Genomic DNA, 22,511 nt, shown 5'->3' on the forward strand with positions numbered 1-22,511 from the left:
GGCACACTGCCGATCACGGCCGTGTTCGGTCGCGCCAGGACAGCTCCGGACCGGTGTCGTCGCTGACCCAGGTCCGGGAATCGGGCCCGAGATCGACGGTATCGGTGAGCCAGTAGGTTTCGTCGGGTGACCATCCCGCGATAACGCTCGCCGTGCCGGAATCGACGTCGATCGCGGTGCCCGCCGCGGCCAGGTACCCGGCAACGGTGAGGTGCACGCCCGCATAGTGTTCGGCGCATCGCACCCAGTCGGGCAGGACCCATCGTCCCGATCGTCCGGTGGTCCGGTACCAGTCGTGCCGCTTCTGAGCGGTGACCTCGACGGGGAACCGCCCGCAGAGTTCCGCCCACGCCCGCGCGCCGTCGACCTCGTACACCGGCAGGCCGTCCGGTCGCCGCACCCGCCGCGCCACAGCCGGCTCCCACCCCATCCTGTCCTCGACGAACCACAGGCCGGCCGGGGTGCCGTCGAACAGGGCCCGGGTCGAACACCGCACCGGCGGGGTCGACCACCACAGCCCGGACCAGTTCGCCGACGGATCCGCCGGCCGCTCGCGTGCGGCCCGAACCTCCTCTTCCAGGGTCCGCTCGCGATCGGCTCGCAGCAGCTCTGCCGTAGAGGTCGATCCGCGTGCGGTCCTACCGGCGTCGTCCCAGCTCACCGACCACTGCTCGGATACTGCCGCGGCCGCCGTCCACCACTGTGAATGCGGAGATCGGGCGATATGCCCGGCGACCCGCCGGAGCTCGCGCCGCACCGGCCCGGTGGCGGCGAGGAGGTCCTCGCCGTCCGGTTCCTGCCAGTAGCGTGCCGCGTCCGTCGCCTCGGCGAGGGCCGAACGCAGCGCGACCGCCGTCACTTCGGGAAGTGACACCTCCGCGAGGCGATTCGCCACGTCCTCCGGAGTGACGACGGTCCGCCGGGCCTCGTCCGCGCCGGGGCCGAATATCACCGATGCGTTCTCCCGGCCGGACTCCAGGTGATAGGACGCCAGGAACAGCGCGGAGCCGAACGATCGGTCGGGGGAGCCCGATTGCCGGTCCTCATCGGCTCGCAGCGCGTAGGCGAGCAACATCCGTCGCCCACGTGGGCCGGCCGGCAAGGTATCCGCGGTAATCATCTGCCGACCAGCCTAGGCGGCGAGGGACGGCCGGTCAGACGGGTTCGCCGAGACGGCGGACGGAGAACCGGTAGTCGGCCTGGCGCAGCGTTTCGTCCGGGTCGTCGGTGGGGGGATAGATGAAGAGTTCGTTGACCTTTCGCTTCCGGGCCTTGGCGGTATCGCCGGTGGCGACCACCCGGCGGTCCCAGCCGTTGGTGAACACCGCTCCGGCCGAACCCAGATCGAGGCAGGTGACGTACGGGGTCGCGGTGAACGGTGCGGCGGGTAGACCCAGCACGTTCGCGGCGGCGTTGTGGCCGGCGTATTTGCCCAGTTGCAGGGCGTGCTGGCAGCACTGCAGTACCCGGTGGCCCGGTTCGGCCTCGGCGGCGGCGGTATCGCCGGCCGCGTAGACGCCGGGCACCCCGGTGACCTGGAGGTTCGCGTCGACCTCGAGCCGGCCCAGCCGGTCGTGGGTGCCGGGGATCGCGGCGGTGAGCGGCCCGGCCTGCACCCCGGCGGTCCAGATCACCGTGCGGGCGGGCAGCGAGGTGCCGTCGGAGAGCGTGACGCCTGCCGGGTCCACCGCCGACAGGCTCACGCCCAGGCGCCGCTGCACCCCCAGGGCATCCAGGGCGTCGAGGATCGGCTGCCGGGGTCCGTGGCCCAGCTCCGGGCCGACCACCTCGGACCGCTCCACCAGCACCACCCGCGCCTGCTCGCCGTCGGCCCGTGCCGCGGCGAGCGCGCCCAGCCGGTCCGCCAGCTCCGTGGCGATCTCGAGCCCGGTGAACCCCGCGCCGACGACCACCGCGGTGAATCGTCCGGCGCCGGAGGGTAGTTCCGCGAGCCGGTTCAGGTGGGCGTCCAGTGCCGCCGCCGACGGGAGGGTGTCCACATCGTGGAGCAGTTCGGCCCCCGGCAGTGCGGGCCGGACGAGTGTGCTTCCGGTGGCGAGAACGAGCCGGTCCCAGCCGATTTCCTCGTGACGGCCGCCGGCGACGGCCACGGTCACCGTGCGGCGGGCGGTATCGATCGCGGTGGCGGCGGCCGTGATCCGGTGCACGCCGATGGGGTCCAGGACCCGGTCCAGCGGGACCCGCATCCGATCGGGTCCGGCCTGATACAGCCGGGGCCGGATCACCAGATCGGCGCCGGGTGAGATCAGGGTGACCGGTAGGTCGCGGCCGGCGTCGCGGGCGAGCCGCACGGCCGCGGCGGCCGCCCACACTCCGGCGAAACCTCCGCCCACCACAGTGATTCCGGGCATGTTCTCCTCCTCGATGGATCGTGTTTCCGGTGCCTTGCGGCCCCGATGGGCCGACCGGGGTACGAGCGGATCACGGGTCGATCAGACCGCGCCGGGTGCGTTCGGCCGAACTGACCGGCGCGGCGGCCGCGAGATCGGCGACGGTCTGGGCCGCGAGTTCGCGCCGCCAGGCCAGTTCCGCCCGGCGCATCGCGACCGCGATACCGCAGGGCGCGGTGAATGCGGTGTCCGCGGTCGCCCCGCTGCGCCCGCGCTGTCTGATCTCGGTGCAGCGGAACGGGTCCACGCCGCCTTCGACAGCGGTCACCACCTCGAGCAGGGTGATCCGCTCCGGCGGCCGGGCCAGCCCGAATCCGCCCCGCACGCCCGGGGTGGAGGTCAGGATTCCGGCCCGGACGAGGGTCTGCAGCCGTTTCTTCAGGTACTCGGTCGGCAGATCGAACCAGGTGGCCAGCCGTGCGATCGAGACGGGCCACAGCTCTTCGGCCCAGGTCAGCGTGACACAGCAGTGCAGGCTCCATTCGACGCCCTCACCCATTTTCATAATAGGGATATTAAATGTCCCGGTTAGTTCGGGCAAGTAGGCTGACAGCAGGTTCGGTCCGTGGGCCGACCGGAGTTTTCGATTACTCCGGGACCGCGACGGTCCCGGCGCGTGGTTCGGGGGGTGACGGAATGTCTCCGGTCCTGATGGGTGTCGTCCAGATCTGTGTCGTGGCCGTGGCGGTATCGATCCGCTGGACGGCGGCGGGGTGGTTTCTGATCATCGGTTTCTTCGCCACCCTGGGACTTGTTCCGGCGATCGTGCTGGGGCCACTGATCTTCGCCGGTTTCGCCGCCCCCGTCGAAGCCTGGCCGCTGCTGCTGCTCGCCGACGCCCTGCTGGTGACCAGCGCGCTCACTCTCGTCGACGGAGGTGACAACGGGCCGCTGGTTCCGGTGCTCGACAGCAGGGCCGACGGACGCACCGTCGACCGCGTGGGGCGCGTCGGGCTGATCGCGGGAGCCGCCTACCTGATCACCCTGGTGCCGCTGCTGATCTGGTCGGTGGTCGGCTGATCGCCGGGAACCGGCGTCAGCTGGCGGCGGCCAGCGCCCTCCACACCTTCCTGGAACGCGAGCGGGCCTGCGGAGTCGCGTATTCGATTCGCCGGCGCGCTTCCTGGGCGCTGATACGCAGCAGGTCGGTCAACAGCTCCACGGTGTCCCCGTAGCCGGTGTCCGCGGCCAGGCCGCGCCGCTCGGCCTCGGCGACCGCGGCGCGCATGACGGCGTTCAGTTGCCTGCGCCGGCGTTCGGTTTCGACGAGGGCGCGCAGCAGGTCGACATCGGCCAGATCCGGCCATCCTGGGGTTCGGGTATCCGGTGCCGGCGCGGTCGAATGTATGTTCACCCGAGCGAGGCTACCGCACGATAGAACGTATGTTCGACAATTGTGCCGGTGGTTTGTTGCCGTGTCGGCGACCGCGGCGGTGCGTTGTCGCTGGTCCGGCGAGGTCTCCCGTTAGCCCGCGCGGTTCAGGGCGGTTGACCCCACGGATTGTGCTCCGCGTGCGGGACGACCACCGCCGCCACGGCATCCCGGATCGTGATGGGCGGACACCGCCGGTCAGGCCTGCGGCCGCTCGAACCAGGCGGGTTCGGACGCCAGGGCCCGCTCGATGCGGAAGCGGTGGGACTCGGAGAGTCCTTCGGGCAATTCGTCCGGCCCGAACCATCCGACCGCCAGTGATTCGTCGTCGTTGACGCGTGCCGCGCCGGCTACGGCGCGGGCCGCGAAGCAGATGTTCACGAACTGGCAGACGTCGCCGTTGGCATAGGTCATCGGCTGTTCGGAGTGCACCGCGACCAGACGCTCGATCACACAGCGGACGGCGGTCTCCTCGAACACCTCGCGGGCGGCGGTGGCCGCCGGCTGCTCGCCCGGCTCCGGGATACCGGAGATCAGCGCCCATCTCCGGTCGTCCGCACGCTGATGCAACAGAACCCGGCCCGTCTCATCGAAGACGACGACGCTGACTCCGGGAAGCCAGAGCAGGTCGTTACCGATATCCGCGCGCAGCCGGCTGATGAAATCAGGAGTGGGCATGCCCCGACCCTATCGCCGGGCCGGTGCCGGGTTCGGGTGGTCGACCTGCTGTACCGCGGCACTCGCCGAGGAGTGGTCACTTGCCGGTGGCATCGCTGGGGTCTCCAGTTCCTTCGCCGGGTCGCAGTAGGCCGGCGATAACGGCGTCCAGAAGCAGGCGCGGATCCATGACCGGCACGCCGAGGGCGATGCGGTCCAGTGCGATGCCGGTGAAGACCGAGCCGAGGGCGTCGATCTGTTCGTCGGTGGCGTGTGGATAGCGGGCTCGGAGGGTGGCGGTGAGTTGCCGGAGCGCGCTGGCGCGGAGCCGGCGCATGAGGTCGGCGAGTTCGGGGTCGCGGGCCGCGGCCAGGGTCAGCTCGGTCCGGGCCAGGAGCCGGTTGCGGGCCACGCCGGAGTCGGGATCGGCGAGGCCGGCGAGCAGATCCGCCGGGTCGCCGCCGGCGGCTGTGGCGAGCCGGTCCATCTCGGTGAGTTGATGTTCGAGCAGTCGCTGAGCGATGGCCTGGTACAGCGCGGCCCGGGTGCGGAAGTAGTTGGAGGTGGTGCCGGCCGGGACGCCGGCGGCGGTGTCGATGGCGCGGTGGGTGACCTGTGTCAGGCCTTCTCGATCGATGAGGTCCAGTGCGGTATCGGCGAGTAGTTCGCGGCGGGACGTCTTTCTCGGCATGCCCTTGACACTACTACGTTGTAGTACTACATGTTAGTACTACAACGTAGTGAATCGATTCTCGATGAGGAGCAATCCCATGAACACCACCTTCGTCGTCGTCACCGTGCTGGCCGCCCTCTGGGTCGGATTCTCGGCCGTCTCGACCTTCATCGGCGCCGAGTGGGTCGTGAAACCGCTGGCCGAATACGGTGTGCCCCGCCCCTGGTGGCCCCGGCTGGCCGCGGTGAAGGCCGCGGGCGCCCTGGGCATGCTGGCCGGTGTGTTCGTGCCGGTCCTCGGCGTGGCGGCGGCGATCGGCCTGATCGGATACTTCCTCGGGGCGGTGGTCACGGTGCTGCGAGCGCGCGCGTACTCGCATATCGCCTACCCGCTGCTGTACCTGGCGCCGGTGGCAGCCGCCCTCGCGCTGGGGTACGCCGCCTGAGTGCCGCTGCCGGACACGTGCGCGGAGGCATGGCAACCGCCCTGCCCCGCGCCGCCGGGTGCCGGGGGTACCCGAAGACCCGAGGCGTCGTTCCGGAGGGTGCGGGGCCCCGCTATTCGAAGGCGGTGGCCCGGGAAACCTTCTCCCATTCGGTGATTTCCCCGCGCACGGTGTCGAGATGCCCGAGCAGGGTGTCCACCGAATCGGCGCCCAGTGGCAGCCGCAGCGGTGTGCGCTCGGCATCGAGGGCGGCACGGATGGCGGCGGCGGCCCTGGTGGGGTCGCCGGGCTGGGTGCCGTTGTTGTTCTCGACCATTCGGCGCGTGGCCCCGGCGGTCTCGGCGTATATGTCGGTTTCCGCGCTGAAATAGGCCGCGCCCGGGCCGAACAGGCCGGTGCGGAAGGCGCCGGGTTCCACCACCAGTACCCGGATCCCGAAGGGGATCACCTCGTCGGCGAGGGCTTCCGCGTAACCCTCGAGTGCGAATTTCGTGGCGCTGTAGGCGGAGAAACCGGCGAAGGACATCTGCCCGCCGACGCTGCTCATCATGACGATCGCGCCCGACCCCTGGTCCCGCATATGGGGCAGGACCGCACGGGTCAGGGCGGCGGGGCCGAAGAAGTGCAGATCGAACAGATCCCGCAGTTCGCGGTCGGTGGTTTCCTCGGCGGCGCCCACCTGGGTGCGGCCGGCATTGTTGACCAGGACGTCGATGCGGCCGTGCCGCGCGGCGATATCGGCGACCACCGCGTCGATCCGGTCCACGGCGGTGACATCGAGCGCGATGGCCTCGACCTGATCGGGATGGGCGGCCACCAGATCGTCGAGCGCCGCGGTACGTCGCGCCACCGCGACAACGGTATCGCCGGCATCGACGGCGGCCTCGGTGAGCGCGCGGCCGAAACCGCTGCTCGCGCCGGTGATCAGCCAGATCTTCGGATTACTCACTGCTGTCTCCCTGGTTCGTGTGCTGAGAACGATCCTGATCCGCGGTGGGGACGATGTCCAAGACCTGCTGTGATAACCATTGGTTATGGATGTCCACGGACGGGATCTGCGCTACTTCGTCGCGGTCGCCGATGAATTGAACTTCACCCGGGCCGCCGCGGCGCTGTTCGTCTCGCAGCCCGCGCTGAGCAAGCAGATCCGAGCCCTGGAACGGCAACTCGGCGCGCCGCTTTTCGACCGGGACGGCAGGTCGGTCCGGCCGACCCCCGTGGGCGAGGCGCTGCTTCCCTATGCCCGGCGCATGCTCGCGGTATGGGGTGAGGCGAGCGGCGAGGTGGAGGCGGCCAAGGCGCGGCAGCGCGCGACGCTCACGATCGGTATCAGCACGAGTCCGCAGCGGGGGCTGCTCCCGGCCATCCGGTCCCGGTTCGCGAGGTCGCATCCGGGGGCGAAACCGGTGCTGCGCCAGGTGGGCTGGCCGGACCCGACGGCCGGTCTGGCCGACGGTTCGAGCGATGTGGCCTTCGTCTGGTTGCCGTTGCCGGGCGCGGAGCGTTTCGACCGGGTGGTGGTGGCCCGCGAGCCCCGGGTGGTGGCGCTGCCCGGAACCCATCCGCTGGCGGGCCGCGACGCGATAGATTTCGCGGATCTGCTGGACGAACCGTTCCTCGCGCTACCGGAATCGGCACGGGAACTACGCGACTATTTCCTGGCGGTGGACGAACGCGGCGGCCGGGCGCCGATCATCGGTGGCGAGATCGCGAGTACCGAGGAGACCTACGAATCGGTGCTCGACGGCGACGGCGTGGTGCTGCTGGCGGCGGGCAACGCCCCGCTGGTGGCCCACGACGGTGTGGTGGTGCGGCCGGTGCGCGGGGTGAGTGCGAGCGAACTGGCCCTGGCCTGGCGCGCGGACGATGACCGCCCGCTGGTGCGCGGTTATGTGGCGGCCTGCCGGAGCGTGGTCGCGGGTGCGGCCGAGTCCGCGGGATCCACTCCGCCGTTAAAGTAGAACGTGTTATAGTTTTGGCGGTTTGCGAGCCCCGGTGGGCGGTTCGCCTGCCGCGGTGAGGCGACGACGGCCCCCGAGGTTCGGCGGCCCCGCCGGAGCACCGGTCGATATCGCTGGGCCGTCCTGCGGGACGGCCCGAAAGGCAGACGAATGAACACTGAACCGCACGTCGACGACACCGCCCTCCTGCACCGCGAGCCGCTGGCCGTGGATCTGCTGGGTAAGGCCCTCGAGCGTTACGCCGACCGCACCGCGGTCCATATCGACGATGCGACGCTGACCTACCGCGACGTGCGCGATCAGATCAGCCGCTTCGCGCAGGCGCTGGCCTCGGCCGGGCTGGGTGTCGGCTCGCCGGTGGCGGTGCTCTCGGCCAACCGGCCGGAGGTGATCTTCGCCCAGGGCGCCAACAACGTGAACGGTTCGCGGGCCATGGCGCTGCATCCGATGGGCTCGCTCGACGATCACGCCTACGTCCTGGAGGACGCCGGAGTCGAGACCCTCATCTACGATCCGACCGGTTTCGACGAGCGCGCCGCGCAGTTGCGCGACAAGGTCCCGGGATTGCGGAACTTGTTCTCGTTCGGGCCCTCCGAGTCGGGTACCGATCTCATCGAACTGGCGGCCGGTTTCACTCCCGCGGCGGTGCGCGGACCGGACGTGGACCCCAACGCCACCATGAGCCTGGCCTACACCGGCGGCACCACCGGTAAGCCCAAGGGCGTGGAGATGAGCTTCCGGGGCAGCACCACCATGCTGCGCATCCAGATGACCGAATGGGAATGGCCGGACGAGGTCCGGTTCCTGGTGTGCACCCCGCTCAGCCATGCCGGCGCCGCCTTCTGGAACCCGACCGCGCAGCAGGGCGGTTCCATCGTGGTGCTGCCGTACTTCCATCCCACCAAGGTGCTCGAGGCGATCGAGAAGTACAAGATCACCGCGACCATGCTGGTCCCCACCATGCTCTACGCGCTGCTCGACAGCCCGGACCTCGACAAATACGATCTGTCCAGCCTGAAGACCGTGTTCTACGGCGCTTCCGCCATCTCGCCCACCAGGCTGGCCGAGGCGATCCGGAAGTTCGGGCCGATCTTCTTCCAGTTCTACGGTCAGGCCGAGAGCCCGATGACCATCTCGGTGCTGCGCCGCGGCGACCACGACCTGGACAAGCCCGAGCGGCTGGCCAGCTGCGGGCGTCCGGTGCCGTGGCTGAATGTCGCGCTGCTGGACGAGAAGGGCAACGAGGTACCGCAGGGCGAGCCGGGCGAGGTCTGCGTGCGCGGGCCGCTGGTGATGAACGGGTACCTGAACAAGCCCGAGCAGACCACCGAGGCCACCGAATTCGGCTGGCTGCACACCGGCGATATCGCGCGGCAGGACGAGGAGGGCTTCCTCTACATCGTCGACCGCAAGAAGGACATGATCGTCTCCGGTGGGTTCAATGTGTTCCCGCGTGAGGTCGAGGATGTGCTCTCCGCGCATCCGGCGGTGAGCGCGGCGGCCGTGATCGGCGTGCCGGACGAGAAATGGGGCGAGGCGGTCAAGGCCGTGGTCGTACTCCGCGACGGGCAGACCGTCGAGGTCGAGGAACTGCAGGCGCTGGTCAAGGATCGTAAGGGCGCGGTGTACACGCCGAAGACCGTCGATTTCGCCGACAGCATCCCGGTGAGCCCGCTCGGAAAGCCGGACAAGAAGGCCCTGCGTGCCCAGTACTGGGGCGAGGGTCGTCAGGTCAACTGAGCCGGACCGCTCGGCCGGCCGGGGATTCCACGGCCCCGGCCGGCCGCTGCGGGCGTCACGTCAGTCGCCGGATCCGGCGCGCGGCGGCCGTCACCGGTCCGGCGGACCTGTGAGAATCGCGGTGACCGTATCGATCAGTTCGGCGAGCAGTTCGTCGCCGGAGAGCCGGGTTCCGCTGAGCGCCAGCATGCCCCGCAGCCCGTCCGGGTCGCCGAGGGTCTGGAAGGTCAGGTTCATGGCCTGGGTGAGGCGGAAGCGGATGGTGCGGGAACTCGCGCCGGGCGCGGTCTGCTCGAGCAGGGTCTTGAAACGCAGGGCCTGCGGGGCGAACCCTTCGGTGAGCCGGGCCAGCGCGGGATGATTACCGCTCATGATGCCCGCGACCAGCCGGATCCACGGGGTACCGCCCGCGGCGGCGAGTTCACCGACCGGACGGACGAAGGCGTCGGCCAGCGCGCGGGCGTCGGGGGCGCCGGCGGCCTCCACAGCGTCGAGCAGTTCGGCGCGACGGGTGTGCAACTGTTCGCTGCGCCGGCTGATCAGTGCCTCGACCAGGGCGTCCTTGGATCCGAAGTGATAGTGGACCGACGCCACGTTCGCGCCCGCCTCCGCCATCACCGAACGCAGTGACACGGCGTCGATCCCGCGTTCGGCGAAGAGCCGTTCGGCAGCCAGGATCAGACGCTGATCGGTGGGGAGATCGGCCTCGGGCGCGGGCCCGTGGCCGGGGTCCGGGCCTGCCTCGCCGCCGGCTCCGGCCGGACCCCGGCGCGGGGGTGCGGCGGGCGAGTGTGTCACCCGCCCGGACCGCACCCGGCTTCTCGTCATGACCGGAACTCTAGGAGACCGCGCCCGGAGCGCCGTACAGGGTCACGACACAGGCCCCGCCGAGCCCGAGATTGTGGGCCAGCCCCAGCCGGGCACCCTCGACCTGGCGCTCACCCGCCGCGCCGCGCACCTGGGTCACCAGTTCGGTGCACTGGGCCAGCCCGGTCGCGCCGAGCGGATGTCCCTTGGAGATCAGCCCACCCGACGGGTTCACCACCCAGCGTCCGCCGTAGGTGGTGGCGCCCGATTCGACCAGCGGGCCGGATTCGCCCTCGCCGCAGAGGCCGAGCGCCTCGTAGGTGAGCAGTTCGTTGATCGAGAAGCAGTCGTGCAGTTCGAGCACGTCGATATCGTCGATCCCCACCCCGGCGGTCTCGAGCACCTTCCGGCCCGCGATCCGCGCCATCGGCGCGCCCACCACGTCGATCATGGAGCCGGATTCGAACGAGGCGCCGGTATCGGTGACCAGTTCCTGCGCGAGGATCGGCACCGCCCGGTCCAGGCCGTTCGCGCGGGCATAGCGTTCGCTCACCAGCACGGCGGCGCCCGCGCCGTCGGACATGGGGGAGCACTGCGAGCGGGTCAGCGGATCGGACACCAGTTTGTCCTCCAGCACCTGCTCGAGGGTGTAGGCGTCCTGGAACTGGGCTTTCGGGTTGCGGGTGGAGTGGTCGTGGTTCTTCACCGCCACCTGCGCCAGCTGCTCGCGGGTGGTCCCGTACCGCTTCATATGCTCGTTCGCCGCGGCGCCGAAGAACTGGGCGGTCATCGGGGCGCTGCTGAAACCGGCGGCCGATTTCAGCGCGGACATGTGCTGGTCGACCGTGGTGACCTTCGGGACGGTGCCGTCACCGGACATCGCCGCCTTGGTCATCTGCTCGAACCCGACCGCGAGCACGATATCGGTCAGCCCGGCCTGCACCCATTCGCGCGCGAGCACCAGTGCCGTCGACCCGGTGGCGCAGTTGTTGTTCACGTTCACCATCGGGATACCGGTGAGGCCGATATCGTAGAGCGCCCGCTGGCCGGCCGTGGACGGCTGGAAGACGTACCCGACGGCGGCGCGCTGCACCTCGTCGTAACGCACCCCGGCGTCGGTGAGCGCCTGGCCCACCGCCTCGGCGACCATCTCCGGGTAGGTCCAGTCCCGCGACTGGATCTTCTCGAATTTGGTCATCCCGACCCCGGCGACATACACCCGCTCGGTCATTGTTCTCTCCTTGTCCTGGTCAGGAATTCGGTGGTTCGGAACCGACCACCCACAACGCGTGGAACTGGGCCGCGCCGCCCATGGCGTGCCCGATCGCGCGCCGGGCGCCGGGCACCTGGTGTTCGCCCGCGGTGCCGCGCACCTGCATGGCCGCCTCGGCGAAGCGCAGCAGACCCGTGGCGCCCGTGGGGTTTCCGGAGAGCACCCCGCCGGACGGGTTGATCGGCAGTGCCCCGCCGAACGCCGTACTGCCGGAGTCCACCACCTTCCACCCGGAGCCCACCTCGGCCAGGCCCACATTCTCCAGCCAGATCGGCTCGAACCAGCTGTAGGGGATGTAGAGCTCGGCGGTATCGATCTCGCGGGCCGGATCGGTGATCCCGGCCTGCCGGTAGGCCTCGGCCGCGCATTGGCGCCCGGCCTCCGGGTTCACCTCGTCGCGTCCGGCGAAATGCCCGGTCTCGGTGCGCCAGGCCATCCCGTGGATCCACGCGGGCGGGCGGCCGGTGTGGTGGGCGTCGTCCTCCCCGGTGATCACCACCGCGCACGAGCCGTCCGAGGACGGGCACGATTCCAGGAACCGGATCGGATCCCACAGCATCCGCGATTCACGCACCTGCTCCACGGTGATATCCGGAAGCTGGATATGGGCGTAGGGATTACGGGTCGCGTTGAGGCGGTGATTGACCGCGATCTGCCAGCCGATGTGCTCGGGAGCCTCCGACCGCCGGATGTATTCGCGGATCACCGGCGCGAAATGCGCGCCCGCGCCCGCGCCGAGCTGCGCGCTGAACGGCAGACCGCGCGAGAGCGCCCAGGTGAAATCGCCCTCGGATTCTTTGGAATACGCCACCACCAGCACCCGCCGCGCCAGCCCCGCCTGCACCAGATGGGCGCCGTAGATGGCGGCGTGCCCGCCGACGCTGCCACCGGTGAACACCCGGGTCACCGGAAGCCCGCGGGCCCCCATCGCGTCGGCGAGATACAGCTCCGGGTTCATCACCCCGTCGAACAGATCCGGGGTTTTCGACAGCACGATCGCGTCGATATCGCCGAAGTCCAGTTCGGCGTCCGCCATCGCCTCGTCCACGGCCTCGCGCACCATCGCGCCGATGGTGACCTTGCGCTTCTTGGCCTGTTTGCTCTGTCCGATTCCGACGACCGCGAGTTTCACCGGTCTCCCTCCATAAGGCAGATCATGTTCTGCTGGAGCGCGGGCCCGTTGGTGGCGTGCGCCAGGGTGCGGTCCGCGCGACCGGTCAGGATGTGCTGTGCCGCCGAACCGATCCGGATCAGCCCGGTCGCGGTGGTGGGGCGGGCGACCAGCGGCCCGCCCGTGGGATTGATCGTGGCGCCCGACAGTCCGAGCGCGGCGCTCAGCAGCGGTTCCTGATAGCTGTACTCGGTGTGCAGTTCGGCGATCCCGACCTCGCTCGCGCCGAAACCGGCCTGGTGGGCCGCTTTTTCGGCGGCCAGGGTCACGGTATCGACGCGGGTGAGGTCGCGGGTGCCCGGATAGTGCGAATCCATCCGGTGGTCCGCGCCGCGCACCCAGGCGGGCCGTTTCGCCAGCCGCCGGGCGGTATCGCCGGCGGCGAACACGATCACGGCCGCGGCGTCGCCGATGGGTCCGCGATCGTGTTCGCGCAGCGGCGACGCCAGATACGGTGCGGCCAGCAGTTCGTCGACCGTCACCGCACCCGACACCTGCGCCGCCGGATCGCCCACCGCACCCGCTCGGGCCCGGGCGACCACCTCGGCCATCTGCTTCTCGTCCAGCGCGCCGGCCGCGATCAGCGCCTGCGCCTGCAGCGCGGCGATCGCGTCCTGATGCGGCCGCAGCGGCGCCAGATAGTAGGGGTCGAGCTGGGTCGCGGTGACCTGGTCCAGATCGTGGGCCAGCGAACCGCGCCCGATCCCGTACACCACCGCGATCTCGCCCTCGCCGAGCTGCAGCCACGACCACGCCTCGTAGGCGGCCCAGGCGGCGTCCATCTCCACATGGGATTCCGAGATCGGCGGCCAGGCGCCCACCGCGTCGAGCGATTCGATATAGGCGAAGGTGCGGCCCTCGTGGAAATCGTGGCTGCCCGACGCCCAGAAATCGACCTCGGTGCGGTCGATCCCGGCCGCACCGAGCGCTTCCCGCATCACAGGCAGCAGGATCTCGGCCATATCGTCGGTGCGATCGGCCGTCGTTCCCGGCGACTGGGCGAATGCCACCACCGCGACATCACGCATCGGTTCCTCCTGCGATCGGCCGGTAATAGCGGATGCTGTTCATGGATGTGTCGAGGTCGGAATCGGCGCACCACACCGGTTCCACCCGCATCCCGATATGCACCTCGCCCGGTTCGACCTCGCGGATCAGGTGCATGAGCGTGGTATCGGCGCCGTCGACCTGGATATAGGCCACCAGGTAGGGCGGGTCGATCATCTGGCCGGGGAACGGGAAGTTCACCACGCAGAACGTTTTCACCACGCCCGTGCCACCGAGTTCGAACGGCTCGGACAGCACCTCGAGGCAGCGGGAGCAGAACTCCGGCGCGGGCAGATACACCCGGTCGCAGGTGCCGCAGCGGCGGGCGAGCAGGGTGCGGTGCGCGAGTCCGCGCAGGAAGGTGGACCGTCCGGTGCCGGCGACGAAGGTGTAATCCACCTTGTGCGGGCTGGTGAACGATTCCACCGGAGTGGGCAGGGTGCTCATCACGCCTCCACCGGTTCGAAGCAGACGATATCGCGGATACTGCCCACCCGTTCGGTGCGCCAGCGCGGCGTCACCCGCAGGCCGGCGGTGAGGCGGGCCGGGTCGCCGCCGGTATCCACGGCGTGGAAGAAACCGCCCTCGGCGCCGTCGATGGTGATCAGCGCCCACGCGAAATGGCCGGCGTCGATCTCGTCGCCGGGGCGGGTGGGGACCCAGGTCCAGTGGGTGACGGTGCCGGTCGGTTCCAGGCGGACCAGCTCGCCGGTGTGGGCGCCGGTGGCCGGATCGAATTCCACGACCGGGCACAGCACCGCACCGGTTCCGGTGCGCACGCCGTAGATCTCGCCGTCGCGCAGACCGCCCAGGAACGTGCCGATCTTCTCGCCGACCGTTCTGTTGTACGGGAATTCGATGGTGTAGGGCGCGGTGAGACTCGCGTCCGGGGATTCGGCTGACATCGCCTCTCCTGCCGACGGGTGGCACGGTCCGGGGGCCGGACCGCGCCTCGATAGTGACCCCCGCCACCGGCCCGTGTCAATCACTTGATTGAATCAGTTGATAGGTCGCGAGGTTGCTCCCTGGCCGCTGCCCCCGGATCGTGTCCGCGATCCTCGGTGCGGGGCGTGCCGCCATGACGTAAGCTCCGAATTAAAGTAGAACCTGTTCCAATTCCTCGGTGAGGAGAGATCACCATGGCCATCGTTGAACAGCTGGAGCCGACCGCCGACGGACGTCGCCGGCTCGAGCTGCGCAGCCCCGCTACCCGTGAACGCGTCGGCGAGATCGAGGTGAGCACGGCCGACGATGTGGCGGCGGCCCTGGCCACGGCCCGCGCCGCGCAGCCCGGCTGGGCCGCGCGCCCGGTCTCCGAGCGCGCCGCGATCATCCGCAACGCGGTCTCGGTGCTGCTGACCCGCCGCGACGAGATCGTCGAAACGGTGATGCAGGAGACCGGTAAACCCCGGGTCGAGGCGCTGGCCGTGGAAATGGTGCCGGCCTGCGATTTCCTGAACTACTGGAGTGGCCGCGCACCCAAGGATCTGGCCGACGAGAAGCGGCGCCTGCACGGCTATATGCTGCCGCTGAAGAAGCTGGTCATCAACTACCAGCCGCTCGGCGTCGTCGGTGTGATCACCCCCTGGAACGGCCCGTTCATCCTGTCGCTGAACCCGATCGCCCAGGCTCTGCTGGCCGGCAACTCGGTGGTGCTGAAGCCGTCGGAGGTCACCCCGCATTCGGGCGAGTGGGCGGTCAAGGTCCTGCACGAGGCCGGCGTCCCGAAGGACGTCCTGCAGGTCGTGCACGGTGACGGCGAAACCGGCGCGGCCCTGGTCAACGGCGATATCGACAAGATCTCCTTCACCGGCAGCGTCGGCACCGGCAAGAAGATCGCCGCCGCCTGCGCGCAGCGGCTGATCCCCTGCACGCTGGAACTGGGCGGTAAGGACGCGATGATCGTCTGCGCCGACGCCGACCTGGACCGCGCCTCGCTCGGCGCGGTGTATCTGTCCATGTTCAACACCGGACAGGTGTGCGTGGGTGTCGAGCGGATCTACGTGGTGGAGAGCATCGCCGACAAGTTCATCGAGGAGGTGCGCAAACGCGCCGCCGAGGTGACCTACGGCGCCTCCGGTAAGGATGTCGGCCCGCTGTTCTGGGACCGCCAGCTCGAGATCGTCGAGAAGCATGTCGAGGACGCCCGCTCCAAGGGCGCCACCATCCTGCTGGGCGGTGAATCCGATACCGCCGAGGGCGTGTTCTTCAAGCCGACGGTGGTCGTGGACGTCACCCACGATATGGACATCATGCAGGAGGAGACCTTCGGCCCGATCGTGTCCATCATGCGGGTGAAGGACGAGGATGAGGCCGTGCGGATGGCCAACGACTGCCAGTACGGGCTCAGCGGCAGCGTGTTCACCAAGGACAAGGACAAGGTCCTGCGACTGGCCAAACAGCTCCAGACCGGCTCGGTGGTGCAGAACGACGCCTCGGTGATCTACGGCGTGGCCGAGGCGCCCTTCGGCGGCCGCAAGGACAGCGGTATGGGCCTGGTGAACGGCCGGGACGCGCTGCGCGGCTTCACCCATCCGCAGCCCGTGCTGCTGGATCGGTGGGGTCTGAAGAAGGAGAACATCTGGTACCCCTACAGCGAGGCCACCGCCGCCACGCTGGAGAAGACCATCGGCACCCTGTTCGGCAACAAGATCCTGCGCCGCCTCGTGCGCTGACCTCGGCGCGCTCGACCCCTCACAGCACTATGGCCCGGTGGATACCGGGCCATAGTGCTTTTTCCGTCCGGCTCAGGCCGGGTGGTCCGCCGGCTCGTCGTCGCTGTTCGCGGGTTCCTTGCGACCCGCGCGGTACCGCTTGACGACCTCCCACACGATCGGCAGCACCGATACCGCCACGATCAGCAGGAAGATCAGGTCGACGTTGTCGCGCACGATCGCGATCTGCCCGAGCAGATAGCCGAGCATCGTGACACCCGCGCCCCACGCGATACCGCCGACCACGTTGTAGGTGAGGAACACCGAGTACTTCATCTTCGCCGCACCCGCCACCAGCGGCGCGTAGGTGCGCACGATGGGCACGAACCGGGCCAGCACGATGGTGATCGGCCCGTGCTTCTCGAAGAAGGCGTGCGATTCGTCGATATAGGACTTCTTGAAGATCTTCGCGTCGTCGCTCTTGAACAGCGCCGTCCCGCCGCGGGCGCCGATGACGTAGCCCACCTGGTCACCCAGGATCGCCGCGATGGGTATCAGGACCAGGAGCACCCCGATGGGTGCGAAGGGTTCGATCTCGGCCGATTTGGACGCCGCGATGAGTCCGGCGGTGAACAGCAGTGAGTCGCCGGGAAGAAGCGGGAACAGCAGACCCGACTCGATGAACACCACGAGCAGCAGACCCAGTAGGACCCAGGTGCCGAACGAATTGAGCAGATTGACCGGGTCCAGGAATCCCGGCATCAGGGCAAGTTCGGTGGTGACCGCTGTGGCGGCTGAGTAACTCACCCCGCCGAAGATACCGCAGGACCCTCCGGGCGATATTTCCGGATTGCCTGATTCACGTGGTTGTAGCGAACAGGTAGCCGATCAGGCCACGCCCGCCTGCCGCATCGACTCCGCTATCGACGCTACCCGCTGCGCGGGGATCCCCCACGGATGCGCCAGACCCAGCCGGGAGTCCAGATCCCAGAGCACGCATTCCTCGTCCGGCCGGGCGACCAGCGACCACGCCACCACCGTCCGGCCCAGCTGCCCCGCCATATCGCCCGCGCCCGCCGCCGGCTCGTCCGCGCCGTCCGGGTAGTGGTGCAGGAACCGTCCGTAGGCCCGGTCGCAGAAATCCGCGTACCGCCGCGTGCACAGGATGAAACCGTGCCAGGCCTCGTCCACGGCATGCGACGGGATCCCGATCACCTGATCGTCTGCCATCGCCGGCCCGCAGCAGCGCAACCACTGGCGCAGACCGGTCTCGACGAGTGCCCGGGGCTGCCACGGGCAGGTCTTGAAAACGGCCTCGGGGAGTTCGAGCTCGCCGACCGCGCGTTCGACGGCGGCAGGATCGATCCCGCGGCGGCGACGGGGTGTGGCGAAGGAGAGCACCCCGCCATTATCGCCCCGCGCGCTCCGGACCGCCGGTTCCGGCCGGTGGCCGGGTGTGATCGATTCCGGCTTCGTCTGCCCGCGAGCGAACTCCCCGATACCGTTGATCAATGGAAATTCTGCTGAGCTTGTTCGTCCTGTTCGTGTTCGGGGCGCTGTGCATCGGCTCCATAGCGGGGATCATCTACGCCATCGTCAAGGCGACGACGAACAGGGCGCCGCGCATGCCCGGCGGAACCTACTCGGCGGGGACATATATCAGCGGCCATCACTGGAGCGGTGACAGCGGTTCGGCTCCGTGGGAGCACGGTGATTCCGGGTCGAGCGGCGGAAGTAGCGGCTGTGGGGGAGGAAGCAGTTGTAGCGGTGGAAGTAGTTGCGGTGGTGGCGGGAGCAGCTGTGGCGGAGGTGGAAGCAGTTGCGGCGGTGGGAGTTCGTCCTGATCCGGCCGAATGCCGGGTGAATATCGTCGAAACAGGCGGAACAGAGTGCGTTTTCGAGCACGTTTGGCTGTAACCCGAAGTTGCGTGTAATGTTCCGGGCGGAGCATACGAAACCATTTGTGGGACCACACAGAGTTTCGCTCGCGCGATTGGACTCATCGACCGCTGTGTGATTTTCGCCTCTGCCGGGCGTGTCTCATGCCGGTACCGATTCGGTATCGTCCGGAACTGGGCAATTTCACACTCTGGCATGGACTTTCATGATATGTATCAAAATATTCGGCCCCGGTTGAGTACGGGCGAAAATCCGTCATTTCCGGCAAAACGGTCTAGCCCGAATAGGCGCTGCCGGCGCGCACCATAGACCGTTCTCGGGTGCGGTGTCCACCCCCGATCATTACTGTGCTGCGCGTGGTTACCGCATTGGTAGTACTCGCAATCCTGATTCTCGTTGCCTCCGTAGTCCATCTCGCCAGCCGGCCACCGGCGGATCTGACGGCGCGTAGAGAGCGGGTGCGGGCCGGCTCGGAGAGTTACTCCGACTGACCCTCGGCATCCGCGGGAGTCAACACCACGACCGCAATCGGACGCTTCGTTTTCTTCTGGTACTCGCTGTACCGGCCTTTGTTCACAGCGTCCACCAACCCCCAGCGGCGCGCGTAATCCGGATCGCCGGGCAAGGTAGCCCGGGCCCGAACCGGAAACGCGCGCCGCCCCACTTGGATCTCGACCTCCGGCCGCGCCTTCACATTCGCCAGCCACCCCGGCGGCCGCGGCGACCCGCCGTTCGAGGCGGTCACCAGAAAATCCTCCCCGTCCTTCGCATAGGTCAGCGCCGACGTCCGCGCCAGCCCGGTCTTGCGCCCCACGGTCCGCAGCAGCAGCGTCGGGTTCCCGAACAGCAGCCGATGCCCCACCAGCCCGCCACTGTTCTCGTACACCCACTGATGCGCCTGCAACGCCCGCACGAACAACCCCGCCACATGCCCTCCTCAGCTTCGCGAAAGCCCTCGAAACGCATTGTGGCATCATTCCCTGGCCGGGTTCAGAGAGGGATCGAAGCCATATGATCAAACCGACGTCGTTCGCCACCGCACTCACCGCGGCAGCGGCCCTTCTGCTCTTCTTCCCCGCCGCCCCCGCGCAGGCCCAGTCGCCCCTGTGCGACCGCGCCATCGAGTTCGTGAACACCGCGGTCGACACGAGCGGCGGCACCATGGACGCGGCGACCGCGACAGCGCTCTCCGACCGGCTGAACGGCCTGGCCGTTCTCGCGCAGGGCGAGGAGAAGGCGGTCATCACCGGCTACGCGAACGCGCTGGTCGACGACAACATCACCGACCTCGACCCCTACACCGCCGAACTGAACCGGGTCTGCGGCCGGGCGTGAGGTCCCGGGGCGGGAGGCCACCCGGTCGACCGCCCCGCTCCACCCCGATTCACCCCACGCCACCGGGCCCTTTCCGCACGCGCACCCGGAGTCGGTGATTGGCCACCGTTCCACCGAGCGGGTACCATCCCACACTTGCGACCCCTGGTCGCGGCAAGGGGCGGTAGCTCAGTCGGTTAGAGCCGTGGACTCATAATCCATTGGTCGTGGGTTCGAGCCCCACCCGCCCCACAAGTCTGCTTCTACCAGCGGAAATGCCGAAAATGGCAGCCGAGTTGATCCAGCACAACGCTCCGGCAGCAATGTATTCTGCCGGTAGAATCCGGCCAGGGGGATGGACCGGACGGCATACGTGAGCTTGCGGCAGACTTCGCAACCGAATCGCTGTGGAAAAGCAACCGGGTATCCCCGGTCGGCCGAACTCGCTCGGAAGCATCCGGCGTGATGTGCCGATGATCGTTCACCGGCACATCACGTTCGAATGCTCTATGCGAGCAGGGTGTTCAGTTCGACAGCTGCCGCCATCGCTTGGTACCCGGCCGCGTTGGGGTGTTTGTGGTCGCCGGAGTCGTAGGCCGGGTTCAGCCGTTCCGGGTCGGCGGGATCGGCCAAGGCCGCGTTGAAATCGGCGACGGCGTCGTACTCGCCGCTGGTTCGGATCCAGTGGTTCACTGCCTGGATCTTCGCCGCCGAGGTGTCGTTGTAGTACTCGGCACCTTTCATCGGCAGCAGGGTGGCGCCGATTACGGTGACCCCGGCGTCGTGCGCGCGGGCGATCAGGTCGCGGTAACCCTGGATGAGTGCCTCCACCGGGACGTCCGGGTTCGGCTTGTAGGTCGGCAGATCGATCTCGGAGAATCCGATATCGTTCAGCCCGCCGAGAATGATCACGGTGCGCACCCCACGGTTGGCGAGCACGTCACGGTCGAAGCGCCGTAACGCGCTTTCGCCGAACCATCTCGAATCGCTGAGGATCATATTGCCGCCGATCCCCGCGTTCAGTACGGTGCGCGGAGTGCCGGTCGCGGCGAGCCTGTCGGCGAGCGCGTCGGGATAGCGGTTGTCGCCGTCATTATCGGATCCGAAGCCATCTGTGATGGAGTCGCCGAACGCGACGATCGAGTCGGCGGCCTCGATTCCGCCGGATACTTCCAGATCCGAGAGGTAGTACCAGGAGTGTGTCTTTTCCGCGAAGGCCGTTCCTTCGACATCCCCGGCGTGGTCACCGTCGGCGCGGTATGTACTTGCGTAACCCTGGGCGTGGAAAGTCGCCGGGCCGGTTCGGTCGGCCAGGTACAGCGTGACGGTCGCTGATTCGAGCGGGGCCAATGACAACTCGGTGGCGTCGCTTGTCACTTCCGCGTTCGGTGCGATGGCGACCGAGTCGGCGCCGCCGAAACGGAGGGTGCGTAACGTCTCCGGGTGTACCGCCGCGCCCTCGCCGGCTCGAGCGATGGTGGCGCCGGCGATTCGGAGCGTGCCTTCGCCGAAGCGGTTCGACAGGGTGATCCGGGCACGGGTACCGCCACCGGTAACTCGCACTGTTTGCCGGACCGTGTGATCAGCGAAGCCGTCGGCCCAATTCGGTTCGAATCCTTCGCTCGGGAGCTGCATCGGCACCGACCACGCGGTGGTCCACGTATCGGACGTGTTCAGGTCGGCCGGGGTGGGTGAGCATGCCGCCGTGACGCCTGCGGCGACCACCGAGGCCAAGAGCGCGGCGAACCATGTGATCCTGAGTTTCATTTGTTCTTTCCAATCCGAGAAGTGGTGGTGGAAGACGTATCGGAGGTTCGGTCCATGGCGCCGGACAGCAAGGCCAGACCCAATGCCGCGGCGGCGAGGATCGCGCCGATCCAGAGGGGAGCGGTGAGGCCGAATCCGTGGTCGATCGCGGTACCCCCGAGCCAGGAGGCGCCCGCTATGCCGATGTTGAAGGCGGAGATATTGGCCGCCGACGCCAGCGCGGACTCGCCTCCGGTGGTGTTCAACACCCGCATCTGCACAGCGGGCACGATGGCGAAGCCGGTGGCGCCGAGCGCGAAGATCACGACCACGGTGGCGCCGGCATGGTGCGCGGCGGCAACGAAGATCAACAGAACTACGACCATGGCGGCGAGCGCACCCGTCAGCGTTCTCATCAGCGCCCGGTCGGCGAGTCGTCCGCCGACGAGGTTTCCGCCGAAAAGCCCGAGCCCGAATATCACCAGAAGCCACGGCACCATCGACTCCGGCAACCCGGTGATTCCGGTGATGATGGGCTCGAAATAGGTGAAGGCGGCAAATACCGCTCCGAACCCGAGAGCCGTGATCGCCAGCGCGAGCCAGACTTGAACTCGCCGGAATGCCGCGAACTGGCCGCGCACCCCGACGCTTCGGCCACGATCCTGGTCGGGCACCAGTAGCGCGATCGTGGACAGTGCGGCGACGCCGAGGGCTGTTACGACCCAGAAGGTCGAACGCCAGCCCCACTGCTGTCCCACTGCCGTTCCCAGCGGCACGCCCGCCACGTTCGCCAGTGTGAGGCCGGTGAACATCAGCGCGATGGCGGCGGCTTTCCGCTCGGGGGCGACCAGGTTGGCGGCCACGATCGAACCGATACCGAAGAACGCGCCGTGCGCCAGCGCTGCCACGATCCGCCCGGTCATGAGCAGCCCGTACCCCGGGGCGAGTGCGGAGAGCAGGTTGCCCGCGATGAATAGGCCCATCAGCAGCATCAGCATGACCTTGTGCGGTATCCGGGCGCCCGCGGCGGTCATGATCGGAGCTCCCACCGCGACACCGGCGGCGTAGCCCGATACCAGCAGGCCGGCGGTCGGGACAGAAACATTCAGGTCGTCGCCGATCACTCCCATCAGCCCGACGATCACGAATTCGGTGAGTCCGATGCCGAAGGCGCCCAGTGCGAGCGCGAGTAGTGCGGCAGCGGGACGAGCGGAGGCGGCGGGTCTTGCTCGCGGCACCGCGTGTGTGGTTGTCATACGAACCTCAACTTCGTTAACGGGAAATTTGTTCCATTAATAATGGGCAGCCGGGAGCCCGGACGTTCGCCTCTACAGCTCCTCG

Annotated in this window: 24 protein-coding genes and 1 tRNA gene; 7 read left to right on the plus strand and 18 right to left on the minus strand. The window is 68.5% G+C overall.

Annotation, left to right across the window (positions count from 1 at the left end; all coding sequences use genetic code 11):
* Positions 1-13: 13 nt before the first annotated feature.
* From ACZ6SF_RS17240 to ACZ6SF_RS17250, 3 genes are all read right to left on the minus strand, one after another.
* A complete protein-coding gene (locus tag ACZ6SF_RS17240) occupies positions 14-1,075 on the minus strand; it encodes a hypothetical protein (protein WP_466063126.1) in 1,062 nt (353 codons plus the stop codon).
* Between the two features lie 79 nt (positions 1,076-1,154).
* Complete coding sequence (locus ACZ6SF_RS17245; protein ID WP_466063127.1) at positions 1,155-2,372, minus strand: NAD(P)/FAD-dependent oxidoreductase; 1,218 nt, start codon at positions 2,370-2,372, stop codon at positions 1,155-1,157.
* Between the two features lie 70 nt (positions 2,373-2,442).
* A complete protein-coding gene (locus ACZ6SF_RS17250) occupies positions 2,443-2,916 on the minus strand; it encodes an RrF2 family transcriptional regulator (protein WP_466063128.1) in 474 nt (157 codons plus the stop codon).
* Between the two features lie 131 nt (positions 2,917-3,047).
* Here ACZ6SF_RS17250 and ACZ6SF_RS17255 point away from each other — a divergent pair, with 131 nt between their 5' ends.
* Complete coding sequence (locus ACZ6SF_RS17255) at positions 3,048-3,431, plus strand: hypothetical protein (protein ID WP_466063129.1); 384 nt, start codon at positions 3,048-3,050, stop codon at positions 3,429-3,431.
* 16 nt (positions 3,432-3,447) lie between these two features.
* Here ACZ6SF_RS17255 and ACZ6SF_RS17260 read toward each other — a convergent pair whose 3' ends face one another.
* From ACZ6SF_RS17260 to ACZ6SF_RS17270, 3 genes are all read right to left on the minus strand, one after another.
* The gene (locus tag ACZ6SF_RS17260; protein ID WP_466063130.1) at positions 3,448-3,765 is read right to left on the minus strand and encodes a DUF222 domain-containing protein; all 318 of its coding nucleotides are present in this window, start codon (positions 3,763-3,765) and stop codon (positions 3,448-3,450) included.
* Positions 3,766-3,981: 216 nt separating this feature from the next.
* Complete coding sequence (locus ACZ6SF_RS17265) at positions 3,982-4,461, minus strand: NUDIX hydrolase (protein WP_466063131.1); 480 nt, start codon at positions 4,459-4,461, stop codon at positions 3,982-3,984.
* 76 nt (positions 4,462-4,537) lie between these two features.
* Entirely contained in the window at positions 4,538-5,131 is a 594-nt protein-coding gene (locus ACZ6SF_RS17270) for a TetR/AcrR family transcriptional regulator (RefSeq protein WP_466063132.1), read from the minus strand.
* Positions 5,132-5,210: 79 nt separating this feature from the next.
* On the opposite strand from ACZ6SF_RS17270, the gene ACZ6SF_RS17275 reads away from it, so the two are divergent.
* Positions 5,211-5,558, plus strand: coding sequence for a DoxX family protein (locus tag ACZ6SF_RS17275; protein WP_466063133.1), 348 nt, complete (start codon positions 5,211-5,213; stop codon positions 5,556-5,558).
* A gap of 112 nt (positions 5,559-5,670) precedes the next feature.
* On the opposite strand, the gene ACZ6SF_RS17280 is transcribed toward ACZ6SF_RS17275, so the two are convergent.
* Positions 5,671-6,507: an oxidoreductase gene (locus ACZ6SF_RS17280; RefSeq protein WP_466063134.1), complete on the minus strand. Its 837-nt coding sequence runs from the start codon at positions 6,505-6,507 to the stop codon at positions 5,671-5,673.
* An 85-nt stretch (positions 6,508-6,592) separates the two neighbouring features.
* Between ACZ6SF_RS17280 and ACZ6SF_RS17285 the strand changes: the two genes are divergently transcribed.
* The gene (locus ACZ6SF_RS17285; RefSeq protein WP_466063135.1) at positions 6,593-7,519 is read left to right on the plus strand and encodes a LysR family transcriptional regulator; all 927 of its coding nucleotides are present in this window, start codon (positions 6,593-6,595) and stop codon (positions 7,517-7,519) included.
* A 150-nt stretch (positions 7,520-7,669) separates the two neighbouring features.
* Entirely contained in the window at positions 7,670-9,259 is a 1,590-nt protein-coding gene (locus ACZ6SF_RS17290) for an AMP-binding protein (protein ID WP_466063136.1), read from the plus strand.
* A gap of 90 nt (positions 9,260-9,349) precedes the next feature.
* Here the strand turns inward: ACZ6SF_RS17290 and ACZ6SF_RS17295 are convergent, their stop codons facing one another.
* The 6 genes from ACZ6SF_RS17295 to ACZ6SF_RS17320 are packed head-to-tail and all read right to left on the minus strand — an operon-like array spanning position 9,350 to position 14,462.
* Positions 9,350-10,087 carry a TetR/AcrR family transcriptional regulator gene (locus tag ACZ6SF_RS17295; protein ID WP_466063137.1) on the minus strand — a complete coding sequence of 246 codons (738 nt, stop codon included), beginning with the start codon at positions 10,085-10,087 and terminating at the stop codon, positions 9,350-9,352.
* A 10-nt stretch (positions 10,088-10,097) separates the two neighbouring features.
* Positions 10,098-11,297: a thiolase C-terminal domain-containing protein gene (locus tag ACZ6SF_RS17300; protein ID WP_466063138.1), complete on the minus strand. Its 1,200-nt coding sequence runs from the start codon at positions 11,295-11,297 to the stop codon at positions 10,098-10,100.
* Between the two features lie 19 nt (positions 11,298-11,316).
* Positions 11,317-12,471: a thiolase domain-containing protein gene (locus tag ACZ6SF_RS17305; RefSeq protein WP_466063139.1), complete on the minus strand. Its 1,155-nt coding sequence runs from the start codon at positions 12,469-12,471 to the stop codon at positions 11,317-11,319.
* On the minus strand, positions 12,468-13,538 hold the full coding sequence (locus tag ACZ6SF_RS17310; protein WP_466063140.1) for a lipid-transfer protein: 1,071 nt from the start codon (positions 13,536-13,538) through the stop codon (positions 12,468-12,470). The genes ACZ6SF_RS17305 and ACZ6SF_RS17310 overlap by 4 nt, the downstream gene beginning before the upstream one ends.
* A complete protein-coding gene (locus tag ACZ6SF_RS17315; RefSeq protein ID WP_466063141.1) occupies positions 13,531-14,004 on the minus strand; it encodes a Zn-ribbon domain-containing OB-fold protein in 474 nt (157 codons plus the stop codon). The genes ACZ6SF_RS17310 and ACZ6SF_RS17315 overlap by 8 nt, the downstream gene beginning before the upstream one ends.
* Positions 14,004-14,462 carry a DNA-binding protein gene (locus ACZ6SF_RS17320; protein ID WP_466063142.1) on the minus strand — a complete coding sequence of 153 codons (459 nt, stop codon included), beginning with the start codon at positions 14,460-14,462 and terminating at the stop codon, positions 14,004-14,006. Before ACZ6SF_RS17320 ends, ACZ6SF_RS17315 begins: the two co-directional genes overlap by 1 nt.
* 234 nt (positions 14,463-14,696) lie before the next feature.
* Between ACZ6SF_RS17320 and ACZ6SF_RS17325 the strand changes: the two genes are divergently transcribed.
* Complete coding sequence (locus tag ACZ6SF_RS17325) at positions 14,697-16,232, plus strand: aldehyde dehydrogenase family protein (protein WP_466063143.1); 1,536 nt, start codon at positions 14,697-14,699, stop codon at positions 16,230-16,232.
* A gap of 72 nt (positions 16,233-16,304) precedes the next feature.
* Here the strand turns inward: ACZ6SF_RS17325 and ACZ6SF_RS17330 are convergent, their stop codons facing one another.
* The 3 genes from ACZ6SF_RS17330 to ACZ6SF_RS17340 all read right to left on the minus strand — a co-directional run bounded on the left by ACZ6SF_RS17330 (position 16,305) and on the right by ACZ6SF_RS17340 (position 19,038).
* The gene (locus tag ACZ6SF_RS17330; protein WP_466063607.1) at positions 16,305-16,973 is read right to left on the minus strand and encodes a VTT domain-containing protein; all 669 of its coding nucleotides are present in this window, start codon (positions 16,971-16,973) and stop codon (positions 16,305-16,307) included.
* 126 nt (positions 16,974-17,099) lie between these two features.
* The gene (locus ACZ6SF_RS17335) at positions 17,100-17,612 is read right to left on the minus strand and encodes a glycine-rich domain-containing protein (RefSeq protein ID WP_466063144.1); all 513 of its coding nucleotides are present in this window, start codon (positions 17,610-17,612) and stop codon (positions 17,100-17,102) included.
* A 976-nt stretch (positions 17,613-18,588) separates the two neighbouring features.
* Entirely contained in the window at positions 18,589-19,038 is a 450-nt protein-coding gene (locus ACZ6SF_RS17340; RefSeq protein WP_466063145.1) for a nitroreductase family deazaflavin-dependent oxidoreductase, read from the minus strand.
* An 83-nt stretch (positions 19,039-19,121) separates the two neighbouring features.
* Here ACZ6SF_RS17340 and ACZ6SF_RS17345 point away from each other — a divergent pair, with 83 nt between their 5' ends.
* Both ACZ6SF_RS17345 and ACZ6SF_RS17350 read left to right on the plus strand, forming a co-directional pair.
* Entirely contained in the window at positions 19,122-19,445 is a 324-nt protein-coding gene (locus ACZ6SF_RS17345; RefSeq protein WP_466063146.1) for a hypothetical protein, read from the plus strand.
* A gap of 157 nt (positions 19,446-19,602) precedes the next feature.
* A tRNA-Ile gene (locus ACZ6SF_RS17350) sits at positions 19,603-19,676 on the plus strand.
* 255 nt (positions 19,677-19,931) lie between these two features.
* Here the strand turns inward: ACZ6SF_RS17350 and ACZ6SF_RS17355 are convergent.
* Positions 19,932-21,191: an SGNH/GDSL hydrolase family protein gene (locus ACZ6SF_RS17355; protein WP_466063147.1), complete on the minus strand. Its 1,260-nt coding sequence runs from the start codon at positions 21,189-21,191 to the stop codon at positions 19,932-19,934.
* On the minus strand, positions 21,188-22,426 hold the full coding sequence (locus ACZ6SF_RS17360) for an MFS transporter (protein WP_466063148.1): 1,239 nt from the start codon (positions 22,424-22,426) through the stop codon (positions 21,188-21,190). The genes ACZ6SF_RS17355 and ACZ6SF_RS17360 overlap by 4 nt, the downstream gene beginning before the upstream one ends.
* Between the last annotated feature and the right edge of the window lie 85 nt (positions 22,427-22,511).

This window comes from Nocardia sp. NPDC049935, from assembly GCF_055586645.1.